Source organism: Paenibacillus sp. KACC 21273 (assembly GCF_028736095.1).
Lineage (GTDB): Bacteria > Bacillota > Bacilli > Paenibacillales > Paenibacillaceae > Saccharibacillus > Saccharibacillus kyungheensis.
Genome location: NZ_CP117876.1, coordinates 2354659 through 2371058 on the forward strand (window position 1 = coordinate 2354659; position 16400 = coordinate 2371058).

The window sequence follows — 16400 nt, forward strand, 5'->3', positions numbered from 1 at the left end:
TGGAGGGAAAACTTAATGCAGTTCAAAAAAGATCAGATTAAAGATATTTACTTCTTGACACCAATGCAAGAAGGAATGTTATTTCACACTATTCAAGATCATAATGAGAATGTCTATCTGAATCAATTAATTTTTAGTATAGAAGGAAATTTAGATTCAAAAAGATTAGAGAATTCATTTAATGAATTACTAAAGCGTCATGACGCCTTACGAACAATATTTGTATATGAAAAAGTGAGTAGGCCCATCCAAATAGTGATAAATGAAGCTACGGTATCTATTTTAGAGAAGGATCTAAGCTTGTGTTCAGAAGAAGAACAAAAAATTTGTATTCAAGACTTTTTAGATAAGGACAGAATGCAAGGGTTCAATCTTTCAAATAACATTCCAATGCGAATTACTCTAATTAAACTGAAACATAGTGAGTACAAATTAATCTGGAGTCACCACCATCTTTTGATAGATGGTTGGTGTCTTGGATTATTAGTCAGTGAGCTACTTAAAACATACAAAAAAAAGCCATTGAATATTAAGAAAATTACACCATTTAGTGAATATATAAAATGGATTTCAAAACAGGAAGATTCACTTGCATCAGAATATTGGAATCGCTATTTAACTGGTTATGATGAGCAAGTACTCTTACCACAAGTATCGTCACCAGAAAGAGAAAACTTTGAAAGTAAATATCTGAAGTTTTTTGTAAACGAGAACATAAATTCTGCACTTAAAAAAATTGCAATCAAATTTCAAACTACCTTAAATATTATTTTTCAAGTAGCATGGGGAGTATTACTTCAACGATATAATGATACAAATGACGTAGTATACGGTGCAGTACGATCAGGTAGACAAGCAGAAATTCAAGGTGTTGATGAGATTATTGGTTTGCTAATTAATACAGTACCCGTCAGAATAATTACGAAAGAAAATCAAACTGTCGAACAATTGATCAAGTTAACACAGCAAGATAGTCATAACTCAAGATCGTTTGATTACTTTCCTTTATACAAAATTCAAGCAGATTCAGAATTAAAGCAAAATCTCATCAATCATATAATTGTATTTGAAAATTACCCTATAGGCAAAGCTACAAATAATTTTGGTATCAGCGACCTAGATTTTAATATTAGTGAATTCAATATTATTGAACAAACAAATTATAATTTGAGTCTTACGGTAATCCCATCGGTTCAAGATATTCAAATCTTATTTCAATTCAATGAGAATTCATACTCTGAAGAAACTATAAATCAAATTGGAGAAAAACTGTTATATATAATTGAACAAATATCAAAAAATCCTAGTATGCAGGTAAATGATATTGATTTATACACTGATGAGGAATATCTCAATATTATTGAGCAAAATTTAAGTAGAACAGTTTATGATCAAAAAGCTACAATTGTTGAATATTTTGAAAGGCAAGTGGAAGCTAAACCTGAAGGAATTGCATATATATGTGGAAATAAATCATTAACTTATTTTGAATGTAATCAAAAAGCAAATCAGATTGCAAATGAGTTGATTAATAGAGGTGTCCAATCAAATGATGTCGTGGGTTTGTTACTAGATCGATCTTTTGAGATGGTTATTGGTATGCTTGGTATCTTGAAAGCAGGAGCTGCTTATTTACCTCTCGATCCTAGCTACCCTCAAAAACGTATTGATTATATGCTGGAAGATAGCGAAAGTAAAATTTTGTTATCAAAATCAAAAATATGTAATAGTGATAGTTTTAAGTATAAGCAAGAAATTATACTACTAGACAATACAAATTCACATTATATAGCTCCTAATCCAGTTACTACTAATGATATTAAAAGTTTAGCTTATGTAATATATACCTCAGGTTCTACTGGAAAACCAAAAGGTGTCATGATTACTCATGAAAATGTTGTTAATTTCTTTCAGGGTATGAATACATTAATTGCTCCTAACAACAAAGATGCGTTATTAGCTGTTACGAGTATATCTTTTGATATTTCAGTGCTTGAATTATTATGGACCGTAGTAAATGGAATTCAGGTAACAATACAGACAGAAAATCAAAAAGTAAGTAATTATGATCAATATCTTCAATCAAAGAAATCTACCGAATTAGATTTTAGTTTATTTTTCTTTTCAAGCTATAAGAATAATGAATTGAATAATAAGTATGAATTTTTATTAGAAGCTGCTAAATATGCGGACACTAACAAATTTAACGCTGTATGGACTCCAGAACGACATTTTCATGATTTTGGTGGTTTATATTCTAATCCATCGATTACTTCAGCCGCGATATCTTCTATTACAAAGAATATTCACATCAGAGGAGGAAGTATTGTTTCTCCACTTCATGACAGTATTCGAATTGCTGAAGATTGGTCAATTATCGACAATATCTCAAATGGTCGAATTGGTCTAGCTTTTGCACCTGGATGGCACCCTAACGATTTCGTTTATGCCCCAAAGAATTATCAACAACGTAAAGAAATAATGTACGAGCAAATAAATGAAGTGAGAGAACTATGGGCAGGAGGAAGCATAGATAAGGAAAATGGTCTCGGGGAAACTGTTAGCATAAAAACATACCCTAGACCAATACAAAGGGATATACCTTGTTGGATTACAACGTCAGGTACGGAAGAAACGTTTAAAAAAGCAGGAGAAATAGGAGCTAATGTACTAACACATCTTTTAGGGCAAGACTTAAACTTGCTTGCTCAAAATATTGCTGTATATAGGAAAGCTTTAAGTGATAGCGGTTATGATCCTAATTCTAGAAAAGTTACAGTTATGCTTCATACTTATATTGGAGAAGATTTAAATGATGTTAAAGCTCTTATTAAAGAGCCGTTCTGTGAGTATTTACGATCTAATTTTAATTTATTAAAGAAATTGGAAGATGAAACAAGTACTCAAAATACAATGGAACAAATTATTGAAAAAGGCTTTGAGCGCTATTGGGATACTGCTGCTTTGTTAGGGACCGAAGAAACGTGTTTTGAAACGGTAAAAAGGCTATATCATATTGGTGCAGACGAGATTGCAAGTCTTGTTGATTTTGGATTAGATTTGGATCTAGTGATGAAAGGTTTGGAAAAATTGACAGCTTTAAAAGAAAAGTTCAAAAAATACGTGGAAGAAAATTCCAGGTTACATTTAAAAATTAATAAAATTACTATGATGCAAACTACTCCATCTAGATTAAAAGTTTTAGTGGAAGATAAACGTTCTCACATGTTTTTAAGTCAATTAAAAAAAATTATAGTAGGTGGAGAAGCATTTCCTCCTGATTTGATGAAGGCTTTGACTAAGACTACAAGTGCTAGAATATTCAATATGTATGGTCCTACAGAGACGACGATCTGGTCGAGTGTCAAAGAAATGACAATGGAAAGAGAAGTAACAGTAGGAAAACCCATCAATAATACTTCATTTTATATTTTTGATAAGAAAGGTCGCCTATTGCCGAAAGGAGTGCAAGGAGAACTTTATATTACTGGTACAGGAGTTGCTAAAGGATATTTTAATCGTCCTAATCTAACAAATGAGAAATTTATATATTATTCATTTAAGAATTCATATAAAGAACGCCTCTATCGTACTGGAGACATGGCCAGATATTTACCTAGTGGAGAAATTGAATTGCTCGGAAGAGAGGACGATCAAGTTAAAGTACGAGGATTTAGAATTGAATTAGGAGAGATTGAAAAATATGTATTGTCTTACTCATCGGTTAAAGATGCTGTAGTGCTTGGTAGGTTAGATGAATTCAATAATACATTAGTAGTATGCTATATTGTTTGGCAGGATGATGAACAAATTTCAGAATTGAAAGCTTATATTCAAGGATATTTGCCTGATTATATGATACCTAACTTATTTGTAAGTTTGAAATCAATGCCGCTAACTTCAAACGGTAAAATAGATCGAGTTGCACTAAGAGAAAATCAACTGTTGCCACCTGTTCAATTAAATGAGTATGATGCTCCAACAAATGCTTTAGAAGAAAAACTTATGGAAATATGGTTGAGAATACTTGGATTAGAACAAATAAGTATAAATGATGATTTTTTCGAAATCGGTGGTCATTCATTATTGGCGGTCAAACTTGAAGTAGAAATGAGCAAAATAGATATTACAAATATGGATTTAGCTGTTTTTCAATTTAAAACAATTAGAAAATTAGCTGAAGAAATTAAAAGACGAAATGTATAAAAATTAAGGAGTGCTAAACCAAAAATGAATAATTCAAAAAATATAGCATCTAATATTCAAAATTGGATAAAAGAACAAATTACTTATGATGGCAATATTTCTCTGGACCAAGATTTGTCTCATATTGGTCTTGATTCTTTCTCATTCGTTAAGCTAATTGTCATAATTGAAAACCACTATTCTATTGAAATAGATGATGACTCATTAATAATGGAGAATATATCGACTATAGAAAGTCTTGTTAGAATTATTGAAGAAAAAAATCACTAAAGGAGCTTTTTTATGCCTTACAAAAGTCTGGAATTAAGTGTGATTCCCTACAATGAGATGTGGATTGATTGTGTGAATAATAATTTAATGGGGATATTAATGGCTAATAACTCTTCTTATCAAGCATTACCTTGCTCGATAAATATGAACTATTCTCTAACTTTTCCTCAGGAGGCTTATTTTAATCCTGAAATGCCCCGAAGTTCAAAATTAGAGAAAGGAGTCTTCGTTCCAAACTTAACTTATGAAGTACCTAGTATGGATATGTGGCTTGCAAAAACAAATATCAATTTAACTTTAACAACGATTGACCCATTCGAAATGATTTATGATGAATTGCTAAAGGGGAATTATTTGTTTGTGGATTTAGATAGATTTTACTTTCCTGGTGGGGTTGATTATCAGAAAAATCACAATCTTCATCCGAGTTTTATTTATGGATTTGATTGTCTGACTGAAAATTATTTACTAATAGAAGATTGTGTGCAACCTGGAAAATTTGAACCTTATCAACTGCATAAAAAAGAATTGGAAATTTCATTTATAGCAGCTCAAACTTCAGAGAAATCTGAAGTTATCAGCTATACATTATTACCAGAAGCAAAAATGGATTATAGATTGGATCTTGATAAAGTCATATCTAATTTAAAAAATATGCTCTCCAACGATAAGTCTCCATTAAATCAAATGGAAACCAATGGTGTTAGTTTGTGGTCTATTAAAGGAATATCCTGTCTGAAATTATTTTCTAAATATATGGATATAATTTTCCCACAAATTAGGAAATGGGATCAAAAGCATTTAATTGCTTTAACTTTGCCAAGTCAAATGCAAAAACGTAATTTGAGGCTATTAACATTTCTTGAAGAAATGGGTGCGATAAACTCAATGTACAAAATTCTTCTTGAACAAGAATACATTAGCTTGAATGAGTCATGGGAAAAATATCGACATAAAATTTATAAATATATTGTTACAAGAAAAGAATTCCCTGAAATATCTGAAAGCAATAATTACTTTAAAAATGTTAAGAACGAATTATATGATATGGCAAATAATGAGGAAAGAGTGACAAAATTTCTATTAGATATCTTATCATAATTGGAAAGATATCTGTATAAATAATCCAAAGGAAGTGAAATGGTGCAAGTCATAAAAAAAATACCTTTAAAGGAATATTGGAGTTTACTTTCTCCATATTTCAAACCAATGAAGTGGAGATTTATGCTTTTGGGTATAATACTGCTTTGTTTTATCGGATTACAAGTATTGAATCCTTTCATATTACGTTTTTTTGTTGATAATGTGACATCAGGTCAAGTTACAAAATCGGTATATTTAGCAGCAATACTCTTTATGGTAGTTGCCTTACTTCAGCAAGGTTTAAATCTTCTGGTAATTTACCTGGGGGAAATTTTAGGGTGGAAAGCTACCAATGAACTTCGTTTGAAACTCGTCAAGCATTACTTAAGTCTAGATATGAAACATCACAAATCTTTTACTCCTGGAGAGATGATTGAACGTGCAGACACAGATATAAATACACTTCAGAATTTTTTTTCTCACTTTGTTGTTTCTTTAGTAGGAAATCTGTTTCTTATCGCATGTATTCTATCTATTCTATTTTGGCAGGATTGGAGAATTGGATTACTTTTAATAGGGTTTACAATTTTCGCTTTGCTAGTAATTGAAAAAGTTCGTGGTGTTGCAGTACCCTATTGGCAGCAAGTGAGAGAAGTTAATGGTAATTTTATGGGGTTTATTAGAGAAAGCGTGAACGGTATTGAAGATATCCGTTCCAATGGCGGTGTTCGTTTTACTATGAACCGTTTAATAAATATTTTTGAAAAATGGCTCCCCGCTTTGAAAAAGGCAAACCTCAGTAGTTACTATATGTGGATGGCTACTATTATTGTTTTTTCAATAGGAACGGCGATATCTTTTGGTATGGGTGCTTATCTTTACTCCCATGGTATTATCACCATAGGTACAGTTTTTATGATATTTCAATTTACGGAGCTACTGGTTAATCCAATTGAAAAAATAAAAGATCAAATAGAAGATTTACAGAAAGCAGATGCGAGTATTAAAAGGATTGATGAAATATTAAATTTAAAATCAGATTTAATTAAAACTGGTAAAAAAGAATTTCCAAGTGGTTCCGTATCTATAACCTATGAAAATGTTGCCTTTGGATATGGAGAAAATAAAATTGTTCTGGATAATTTAAATTTCCAACTTGAAAAAAATAAAATTTTAGGTCTTCTTGGTCGTACCGGAAGTGGGAAGACCACGCTTACTCGTCTTCTGTTAAGATTTTATGACTCGGATAACGGAATCATAAAGCTAGGGGAAACAAACATAGTGGATATTCCTCTATCCGAATTGAGAAAAAAAATTGGTGTTGTGACTCAAGAAGTTCAGTTATTTAAAACTTCTTTAAGAAATAACCTTACTTTGTTTGATTCGTCTATTTCTGACCAGGAAATTAAATCAATCATTGAAGAGATAGGAATTAAAGATTGGTATGACACTTTGGAAAATGGATTAGATACGGAACTATTAAATGAAAGTTCTGGTTTATCTGCAGGTCAAGCACAACTCATTGCGCTTGTAAGAATCTTTTTGAAAGATCCTAGTATAGTGATTCTTGACGAAGCTTCATCTAGATTAGATCCTGCAACTGAAAATATGATCCAAACTGCTGTTAAGAAACTTTTACAAAATCGAACTGCGATTATTATAGCGCACCATTTAGCAACTGTGAAGTTTGCTGACGAAATAATGATTCTCGAAGATGGGAAGATACTAGAGTATGACAAAAGAAATTTATTAGAAAAAGATAAATCTTCAGAATTTTATAAATTGTTGCGTATAGGGAATGAGGAACTGTTAGAATGAAAACTTATCAATTGATATGGAGACTAATTTGTTACCGTCCGTGGCTCTATCTACTAAATGGTTTGGTTTGGACATTGATACACATGTCACCGCTTATTATTGGTCTTATCACTCGAGAATTTTTCGATACCTTAACAAGGGAATCAGAGATAAATCTAAATATTTTGACTCTTATTATCTTAGTCATTATTACAGCATTGATTAGAGTTGTTTTTATTTATAGTGGTGCTCTAACAGACACTCTTCATCGATTTTTTATTAGTTCATTAATTCGACGCAATATTTTGGATTATTTGCTAAAAAAACAAGTCGGAAATGTAAATATAGGAGAGGTCATTGTTAACTTTAGGGAAGATGCGGATCAAGCTGAAACTTCAGTGAGTTGGACTCTTGATGTAGTAGGGAAGTTATTATTTGCTATTGTTTCGTTAATATTATTGTTATCAATAAATCCCAAAATAACCTTATTAGTATTCATTCCAATCATTTTTATAGTCATTATAGCTAATAAATCTAATAAAAGACTAATGATCTATCGAGAAAACAGTCTTAATGCTTCTGGTAAAGTTGCGAGTGCTATTGGTGAAATGTCAGAGCTGACACAGGCAATCCAGTGCGCCTCTGCTGAAGATAGAATTATTCGTAATCTTCAAAATTTAAATCAAGATCGTAGTAATAATGTGATTAAAGATAGAGTGTTCTCAGAAACCTTAAACTCGATTTTCAATAATACAGTCAGTATTGGAACAGGATTAGTTTTCCTCTTGTCAGCCAGTTCAATGGGTAACGGGACTTTTTCGGTTGGGGACTTAGCTTTATTTATCTACTATTTAAATTTCGTTACAGATTTCACTCAATTCTTTGGTCAATTTCTTGCTCATTATCGTCAAACATCAGTATCTTTCACAAGGGTAGGAAAACTGTTTGGCCCTGAGTCTCAACTTTTAGTAAAACATGTTGATCTTTTTTCAAAAGAAGAACCATCAAGTGGACAACACATAAATAAGAGTAATGCTCAGAAATTAAAAAATTTAAAGATTCAAAATCTTTCCTATTTTTTCGGCGATACTCAGCAAGGGATCAATAATATCAGTTTTGAGGTAGCAAGGGGAAGCTTTACAGTTATTACTGGCAGAATTGGTTCTGGAAAAACAACTCTGTTACGAACAATACTTGGTTTCTTGCCTAAACAAGATGGGAAAATTATGTGGAACAGTAAAGAGATCGAACAAGGTATCACTCTTGATCCTCCTAATGTTGCGTATACATCTCAAATTCCTCAACTATTTAGTCTCTCACTAAAAGATAACATATTGTTAGGTGAACCAGATGAAGGAGATAAATTAGAGAAAGCAATATATTCTGCAGTCTTAGATAAAGATCTGTCTAATTATGAGGATGGATTAGAAACTATGACAGGATCACAAGGAGCGCGACTTTCTGGAGGACAGAAACAAAGGACAACAATTGCTCGTATGTTTGCTCGTAAAGCAGATTTATATGTATTAGATGACATTTCAAGCGCTCTAGATGTAGAAACTGAGAAGTTATTATGGGAACGAATAAATAAAACTATTAACGGAACTTTCTTAATAACATCCCATCGTAAAGAATGTCTGTCTCGTGCAGATCAAATTATAGTACTTAAGGAAGGTAAGATTGACGCTATAGGTAAGTTACCTGATTTACTTAATAAAAGTGAAGAAATGAGAAATCTTTGGAGTGGTATAAAATGAACAACAAATTAGCTGAAATAAATAAGTATTTAAGTTCATCAAATAATACCAAAGTGCTTGTTATTGGAGATATTATTCTTGATGAGTATGTAACATGTAAAGCAAGTTACTCTAAAGCAGAGGAGATAAAGAAATGGAAAGTTGAGAATAATAAATTTTTCTTGGGAGGAGCCGCTAATGTGGCTAGCAATATTTCTTCATTAGGTGGAGAAGTGTTTCTACTAGGGGTAATAGGCAACGATTTTGAAGGTGACGTTATTTTAGAATTGCTACATCAAGTATGTAATACTTCTTTAATACTAAGAGATCAAGAAAGACGCACGACCATTAAAACAAGATATTATATCGATCAAAGTGAAACGATTCGAATTGATAGGGAAGATGAAATTCCTTTAAATGAATCGACCAAGAGTGGCTTAATAGAGCAATTGAAACAATTAGTCGTAGGAGTAGATTGTATTATTGTTTCAGATTATAACAAAGGTGTAATTGAAAACAAGGTTATTAATGAAGTTTTGTCGCTCGGTAAGAGATTAGATAAGAAAGTTATTGTTGACCCTAAGGGGAGAGCTGCTAATAAGTATGCTGGTGCTACTTGTATTACTCCTAATCTCATTGAATTTAATGATTTAACAGGAGAATCAATTACTGATTGGAAACAAGCTATTCCTATAGCAACCAATTTTTTGAAGAAATTTAATATTCAATATTTATTATTAACTAATAGTGATTTAGGTAGTGCTTTGTTTACAACTATGGGGTTTAGACATCTTCCAGCATTATGTAATGAAGTGAACTCCACAATTGGAGCAGGCGATTCTTTGATTGCAGGGCTGGCTATGGGGTTTTCTATAGGATTGAAAGATAATGATGCATTTTTGTTAGCAAACCTAACCTCAAGTGCAGCCGTATCGAAACCTTTCACAACTTCAATAACTGCAAATGACATTCTAAACCATATAGAACAGATAAAGGAGGCATTTTTAAGTGAGAGTTTTCTTAACGAATTACATTCAACAATGGCGTAAATATTCTAGAGAACCAAAAGATAGAATATTAGTCTTAACATCAAGAAGAAAAATGGATGAAGTAGATCAATACTTTTCTGAATTAAATAAAGTAATGATAGTTTTAAATATTTCTTCATTTAAAGTTATTGAACCATTATCCGCTCAAGTAAGAACTTTTTATTTGAATGAAAATATGGACATAAGATCATTAGATGATTTTATAAATAATTCAAATATTTTATCTAATCAAATAGATCAAGCTTTATTTCTTGAATATGAAGTTGAATTGTTCGGTTTTTTAATTGAATTAAGACCTAAAAGTGAACAGCGTATTTTAGAAATAGCAACAGAAGAACTGATAAAAATTGTACCAAACGATTTTTATTTAAGTGGATGGGCACATTTTAGAACAGATGATTATTATCTAAACTTCAGTAATATGAGAAAAAATAATATAAACCGAACCTCTACTAAAAAAGTTGCATTAACATTAGGTTGGCCAGGATATGGTGATTCAATAATGATGTTTCAATCAATCCAAAAGTTCATAAATAGGAGCCGCGATAATGGGTATACGGTGGATATTATTACTAATCATAGGGGACCATACAATGTTCTTAAGGAATTTCTGCGGGATTGTAGTATTTTAATTATGAATATTCATCCCACTCATTATTTATTTGAAATGGTGTTACAATCAGGACAGTACTTGGAAGTTTATCAAAACTCTGTATTATGGTTTGAGAACATTAAACCACAGCATGCTACAGAAATATGGACTAAATCTTTAAATATACATGAAAATCCAACATTCTCAAGTTCATTTGAAATGCCCTCAATACCTGAAAAAGTAGGAGAAACCCTTCAAAATCTTAAACATGACGGACGTGTATTAATAGGAATTCAATTTTATACTGGTGATGATAAAAGGTCCTGGTCATCTGACTTGTCTAAAAAATTTATAAAGCTTTGCTTGGAAAAAAAATATGCGGTAATCAATTTGGCTCCCAGCTCTTCTAGAGAAATTACCGATTTAACTTATGACGTGAGCCATATTAAAGTTACGGAGTTAGTACCATTAATTTCTCAATTAGATCTTGTCGTTGGTATAGATAGTTGTTGTGGCCACATTGCAGGAGTATTGGGAGTTCCTAATATTACATTGTGGGGGTTAAACTATCCTTTTTCCTCCAATCCACTGGGGACAGAAACTTGCCATGTAGGTTTTCGACCTGTACGTATGAACTATAGTATTGTACCTGTAAGTACACTCATTGACGAAATAGATCCAATTTTTGTATTTGAGAAGGTTGAAAATATCCTAGATGGAAAAATCAACTTAAAGCATACTCCAATCAGTACTCAGGAGTCTTTAGAAGGGGTAGGAATAGCATGGGTAGCAAAATGATCCAAACCATTTATTTGATTAATCGGACTTCTAATCCCGATTCGAATGAAATTCTTTACAACATTAAGCAAGAATTAAAGGATGAATTAAGCTTGTGGGGTTATGTAATCGGTTTTAATAGAAGTGATAAGCATAGTGATTTATTACTTCTTGAAGAAAAGGATATAGAGCTAAATGAGTGTTTTTCTTTCGAAATTGTAGTCGCTGATTATTCAATAATAACTGATAATAATGTCTATATTAGTGCAAATGATAATTGGAAAGAACCCTATTTAATTAAAGCAATTTTAATTTTAAGTTCTCCTAAAAATTTTAAATATCGTTCTTTTAAATATTGGTTTTCACCGATGTGTTATATGCAACTTGTTGAAAGTTCATTTGCTTCAATAGGACATTATCTCAATTCAATACTAGAATTTAATAAGGAAGAGGTTTTAAAGATTGATTAATTCTGATCGTGATAAAATTTGTAATCGTAAACAACTTGTAACGAACCTAGATGAAGAAAAAGCTAATGGGAAGACTATAGTTTTGGGTGGTGGATGTTTTGATGTATTTCATATTGGTTTTTTGAATTATTTAAAAGAAGCAAAAAAGTTAGGTGATGTGTTAGTAGTTGGTGTGAATACTGATCAGTCTGTCAAAAGAGCAAAAAAAAACCCCCCTCTATTTGATGAGGAACAAAGGCTTTATGTTGTTTCATCTCTAGAATGTGTAGATTACGTTTTCAAATTTGACGAAGATACTTTAGAAGCTTCCATTAGAGAGATTGTTCCACATATCTTTGTTAAAGGAGCTGATTATGTAGATAAACAAGTACTTGAGGAAACCGCTGTTAAATCGTTAGGAATAGGTTTGAAACTTGTCGGTGATAAAGCGAATTCTTCAGTAGAAGTAGTTAAAAAATTCAATCAACGTTTTTTAGAAAAATAGTTCCTTGTCAAAATATAAAATGAAAATTTTAGGAGAAGAAAATGCTATACACACAAAAGCTTAATAGTTATTTATATGATTTAATAAATCGTTATCCCGAATTAGAAGATTTAAAGACTGAGATTTTAGAGGTTTGCAGCTCGATAGTCGAAACATTCAAGAATGGAGGTAAACTTCTAATTTGTGGAAATGGAGGTAGTGCATCGGACTCCGAGCATATAGTATCTGAATTAATGAAATCTTTCAGGATAAAGCGTCCGATCAATAAGAAAAATAGTGAATTATTTTATCAGCATTATGGAGTAAATGGACAAAAATTAGCTAATATGTTGGAGGAAGGACTTCCTACAGTTTCGCTATCTAACTCAATGAGTCTGATTACAGCAATCTCTAACGATGTGAACCCTTCAATGATTTATGCACAGCAAGTTTACGGATACGGTAGCCAAGTAGATTCTCTTTTATTAATAAGTACCTCTGGCAATTCCGAAAATGTAATTCAGGCAGCTAAAGTTGGAACAGTTTTAGGATTAAATACGATCTCTTTAACTGGGAAAAATGGTGGTAATTTAATTAAATATTGTAAACACAATTTGATTATCCCTCAAGATGAAACATATATTATTCAAGAGTATCATGTAGCAGTGTATCATACAATTTGTGCAGTCGTAGAAGAATCAATTTTTGGACAGCGGGACTAGATCAATAGCAAAGGAGATTTACATGCAAAGAAAAGCAGTATTTATAGATCGTGATGGGACATTAGGTGGTACAGGAAGAGGGATGCATCCAGATGAGTTTATATTTTATCCAGGTGTACCATCAGCTATCAAGCAGTTAAATGATGCTAATTTACTTGTGTTTATAATTACAAATCAAGCTAGGATAAGCAGAAGACTTTTCAGTGAAATAGATCTCCAAAGAGGGATGGAGCGTCTGCAAAGAGAGCTAAATACTTATGGTGCATTTTTTGATGACTACTTTTATTGTCCTCATCATGAGAATGAAGGTTGTGATTGTAGAAAACCTAGACCAGGATTAATAAGAAAAGCAAGAGAAGAGTATCCTAATATAAATATAGAGGAATCTTATGTTATAGGAGATCTTGGAGAAGCAGATATCAAGTTAGGATGTACTAATTCTATGAAAACAATACTGGTTCTTACAGGATGTGGACTTAAATCGATGAATGAAAATCGCCATCTTTGGGCCGATTATAGTCCAAACCACATTGCAAATAATCTAGAGGAAGCCATTAAGATCATTCTGAAATATACAATTAAGGAGGAGTCTTAATGTCACGAAAAATCTTAGATATTGATATGTTACTTCAAAAAGTAGATGAAGAAAAATGTCAAGGGAAAAGAATAGCATTAGCAGGTGGATGTTTTGATTTATTTCATGTAGGACATTTAGAATATCTCAAAGGTGCAAAAACGTATGCAGATAAATTAATAGTAGGCCTTAATTCTGATAATTCAATAAAAGATATAAAAGGTAATTCTCCTTTATTTTCTTCAAATGATAGAGCTGAAGTACTTAGTGCGTTTAAGTGTGTCGATTATGTTTTTATCTTTGATGAAAAGACTCTTGATAAATCAATTGAATTGATTGCTCCTAATTATTTTATCAAAGGGATAGATTATATGGGTAAAGAAATTTTAGAAAGAAAGACAGTTGAAAAAATGAATGGGCAGGTCCTACTTGTAGGGGATAAAAAAAAATCATCTTCAAGTTATCTTGCTAGAGAAATTTTCTATGAATATATTAAAAATAGTGAAAGTTCAAAACTACATTTTAGAATTTAGTCCTAGTTAATATCAATCACATATGGAGATGAAAATGGATGTATTCCAAGGCAAATAAACAAAATACCATGAGTTATTATAAAATATGGGCTTGGCTGTTTGTAGGGTGGGTCTTTAGTGCAGCAGATAGAGCTATAACAGGTCCTATAGTTACGTGGATGATTAATCACAATGTAAGTTTTTTTAATGACGTATCCAATCCTCATGAATTGGGTGGGTTGATAGGGAGTCTATTCTTTGCTGGCTTCATGTTAACTCAATTTCCAGGAGGATACATAGGTGATAAATATGGCAATAGAAATACACTTATTTTAAGCTTAATATGGGCTGGGATCGCTACTTTATTTGGTGGTATCGTAATATCGTTATTTGCGTTTATTGCTTTTAGAGTCATTACTGGATTAGGAGAGGGTTTATACTATTCAAATGATCGAACCATTCTATCTCAAATTACCCCTCCAGAAAAACGAAGTTTGGGAATGGGAATAGTATTAATAGGTTTGCCTGTAGGTGTGACTATTGCCTACATAGCAGTAGCTCTCTTGTCAGAAGTGGGTAGCAACTATATGGGAATTGATAATGGTTGGAGGATACCATTTGTTATCTCTGGCGCGTTTACAGTAATCGTAGGTTTATGCATGAGGAGAGTATTTAAAAAGGAGAAGATAGAATCAATTAAGCTTATACCAATATTATTAGGAACTATGAAATTTTCAATACCATTTTTTATAATAATAATGAGCATTTACTTCTTTTCAACATCCATAAAATTGAATAATAATATAATAGCAGTATTTGAAATTATGATAGCAATACTATTATTAATATATGCTTTCAAAAATTTTAAAAATAAAATAGGCACTACTTTAAAAAATAAGAATCTTTTTCTACTATATTTAGGAGCTTTCCCATTATTATGGAATTTGTGGTTTTTTAATTTCTGGTCAGCAGATATTATTCAGAAAGCAAGTAATTCTTCTTTTTTAATTGCTGCATTAATCTATGCAATTTTTAACGCAGGCGCCGGAATTATTGGATTTCCTTTAGGAGGTTGGTTAGCGGACTATACTGCGAAAAAAGGGCTCGGAAGAAAGAGAATATACTTAATATTCGTTCCTTTACAAGCGCTGTCCACAATCATATTTGGTTTATACTTGATTTATGGTAACAATTCAATATGGATTATGGGAATCATGCTTTTCATATCAAACCTTTTTCTAAATATACCTCAACCAATTTCGCAGGCATTAATTAGTGAAATATCTGATCCCGAACATAGAGGATCCGCATTTGGAATGTGGAACTTTATTGGTCAAATGGCAGCAGTCCTTGCACCAGTAGTTTCTGGCTCAATTATCGATGCTGTAGGGTATTGGTACCCCGCAATTTTTTTATGTTCATTTTTTATGCTATTGAACTTTGTATGTGTTTTTTTTGTAAGAGAATAAATTACAAGTTGAGTATTAATCTTGCTTATTAACGATAATTAGAATAGAAACTTGTATCTTTTGCTTTCGTGGCTATAGCCCCTTCGGTAGAAAAGAGAGGCTCGATTATGCAACGATTTTTTTTTAGAATTCAATCGTAAAGAAGTCGTTTAGATTAATAATATGGATATATCTAGTATTAAATAAATTAATTATATTTAATCACTGGAAATGAAAATTGAGAGGATATAACAATAAATTATAATATAAACAAAAAAGGTCAATATAGAAAATTTGTTAATACTTATTTAAATATTTTTGAATTAAAATATTCTGTTTAATATAAGAAAATTTTGATATTATTATCGAAATCATGAAAAACAAGTTAAATATAATATTTTTACAATTTTACCTTTAGATTCAGATATTCATGTAACAGTTAACGAGACTGTTAAAAAAAATATTATCAATAAATAAATTATTGATAATATTTTCTGTAATGGAGATATTAGTGTCACGAATAAAGATGGAAAATCCAATTGTGTATCAATTTTACTAGGACCTCAGATTTAGTTGCGTTAAAAAAATATAGATCGTTTAATGCAATAGTTGAGATAATGGTTGATAGAGTTGAGAATAAAGAACAAGTTATTTTGAAAAGCATTTTTCAAATTATCTACCTATATTTATGAAAAAATATG

The 16400-nt window shown here is 31.5% G+C and carries 13 protein-coding genes; all 13 read left to right on the forward strand.

Features of this window, described 5'->3' with window-relative positions; all coding sequences use genetic code 11:
* Nucleotides 1-15: 15 nt before the first annotated feature.
* The 13 genes from PQ460_RS10630 to PQ460_RS10690 are packed head-to-tail and all read left to right on the forward strand — an operon-like array spanning nucleotide 16 to nucleotide 15720.
* Entirely contained in the window at nucleotides 16-4206 is a 4191-nt protein-coding gene (locus PQ460_RS10630; RefSeq protein ID WP_274172627.1) for a MupA/Atu3671 family FMN-dependent luciferase-like monooxygenase, read from the forward strand.
* A 24-nt stretch (nucleotides 4207-4230) separates the two neighbouring features.
* A complete protein-coding gene (locus tag PQ460_RS10635) occupies nucleotides 4231-4476 on the forward strand; it encodes an acyl carrier protein (protein ID WP_274172628.1) in 246 nt (81 codons plus the stop codon).
* A gap of 12 nt (nucleotides 4477-4488) precedes the next feature.
* Nucleotides 4489-5577, forward strand: a complete 1089-nt coding sequence (locus PQ460_RS10640) for a hypothetical protein (RefSeq protein ID WP_274172629.1) — start codon at nucleotides 4489-4491, stop codon at nucleotides 5575-5577.
* A 42-nt stretch (nucleotides 5578-5619) separates the two neighbouring features.
* On the forward strand, nucleotides 5620-7377 hold the full coding sequence (locus tag PQ460_RS10645; protein ID WP_274172630.1) for an ABC transporter ATP-binding protein: 1758 nt from the start codon (nucleotides 5620-5622) through the stop codon (nucleotides 7375-7377).
* On the forward strand, nucleotides 7374-9113 hold the full coding sequence (locus PQ460_RS10650; protein WP_274172631.1) for an ATP-binding cassette domain-containing protein: 1740 nt from the start codon (nucleotides 7374-7376) through the stop codon (nucleotides 9111-9113). The genes PQ460_RS10645 and PQ460_RS10650 overlap by 4 nt, the downstream gene beginning before the upstream one ends.
* Nucleotides 9110-10141 (forward strand): bifunctional heptose 7-phosphate kinase/heptose 1-phosphate adenyltransferase, encoded by a 1032-nt coding sequence (locus PQ460_RS10655; RefSeq protein ID WP_274172632.1) that lies wholly within the window; start codon nucleotides 9110-9112, stop codon nucleotides 10139-10141. Before PQ460_RS10650 ends, PQ460_RS10655 begins: the two co-directional genes overlap by 4 nt.
* Complete coding sequence (locus tag PQ460_RS10660) at nucleotides 10101-11531, forward strand: glycosyltransferase family 9 protein (protein WP_274172633.1); 1431 nt, start codon at nucleotides 10101-10103, stop codon at nucleotides 11529-11531. The genes PQ460_RS10655 and PQ460_RS10660 overlap by 41 nt, the downstream gene beginning before the upstream one ends.
* A complete protein-coding gene (locus PQ460_RS10665; protein WP_274172634.1) occupies nucleotides 11516-11980 on the forward strand; it encodes a hypothetical protein in 465 nt (154 codons plus the stop codon). Before PQ460_RS10660 ends, PQ460_RS10665 begins: the two co-directional genes overlap by 16 nt.
* A complete protein-coding gene (locus PQ460_RS10670; protein ID WP_274172635.1) occupies nucleotides 11973-12464 on the forward strand; it encodes an adenylyltransferase/cytidyltransferase family protein in 492 nt (163 codons plus the stop codon). Before PQ460_RS10665 ends, PQ460_RS10670 begins: the two co-directional genes overlap by 8 nt.
* A 41-nt stretch (nucleotides 12465-12505) precedes the next feature.
* Entirely contained in the window at nucleotides 12506-13165 is a 660-nt protein-coding gene (locus PQ460_RS10675) for a D-sedoheptulose-7-phosphate isomerase (RefSeq protein ID WP_274172636.1), read from the forward strand.
* A 22-nt stretch (nucleotides 13166-13187) separates the two neighbouring features.
* Nucleotides 13188-13760 carry a D-glycero-alpha-D-manno-heptose-1,7-bisphosphate 7-phosphatase gene (locus tag PQ460_RS10680; RefSeq protein WP_274172637.1) on the forward strand — a complete coding sequence of 191 codons (573 nt, stop codon included), beginning with the start codon at nucleotides 13188-13190 and terminating at the stop codon, nucleotides 13758-13760.
* The gene (locus tag PQ460_RS10685; protein ID WP_274172638.1) at nucleotides 13760-14272 is read left to right on the forward strand and encodes an adenylyltransferase/cytidyltransferase family protein; all 513 of its coding nucleotides are present in this window, start codon (nucleotides 13760-13762) and stop codon (nucleotides 14270-14272) included. Before PQ460_RS10680 ends, PQ460_RS10685 begins: the two co-directional genes overlap by 1 nt.
* 38 nt (nucleotides 14273-14310) lie before the next feature.
* Complete coding sequence (locus tag PQ460_RS10690; protein WP_274172639.1) at nucleotides 14311-15720, forward strand: MFS transporter; 1410 nt, start codon at nucleotides 14311-14313, stop codon at nucleotides 15718-15720.
* Nucleotides 15721-16400 lie beyond the last annotated feature (680 nt).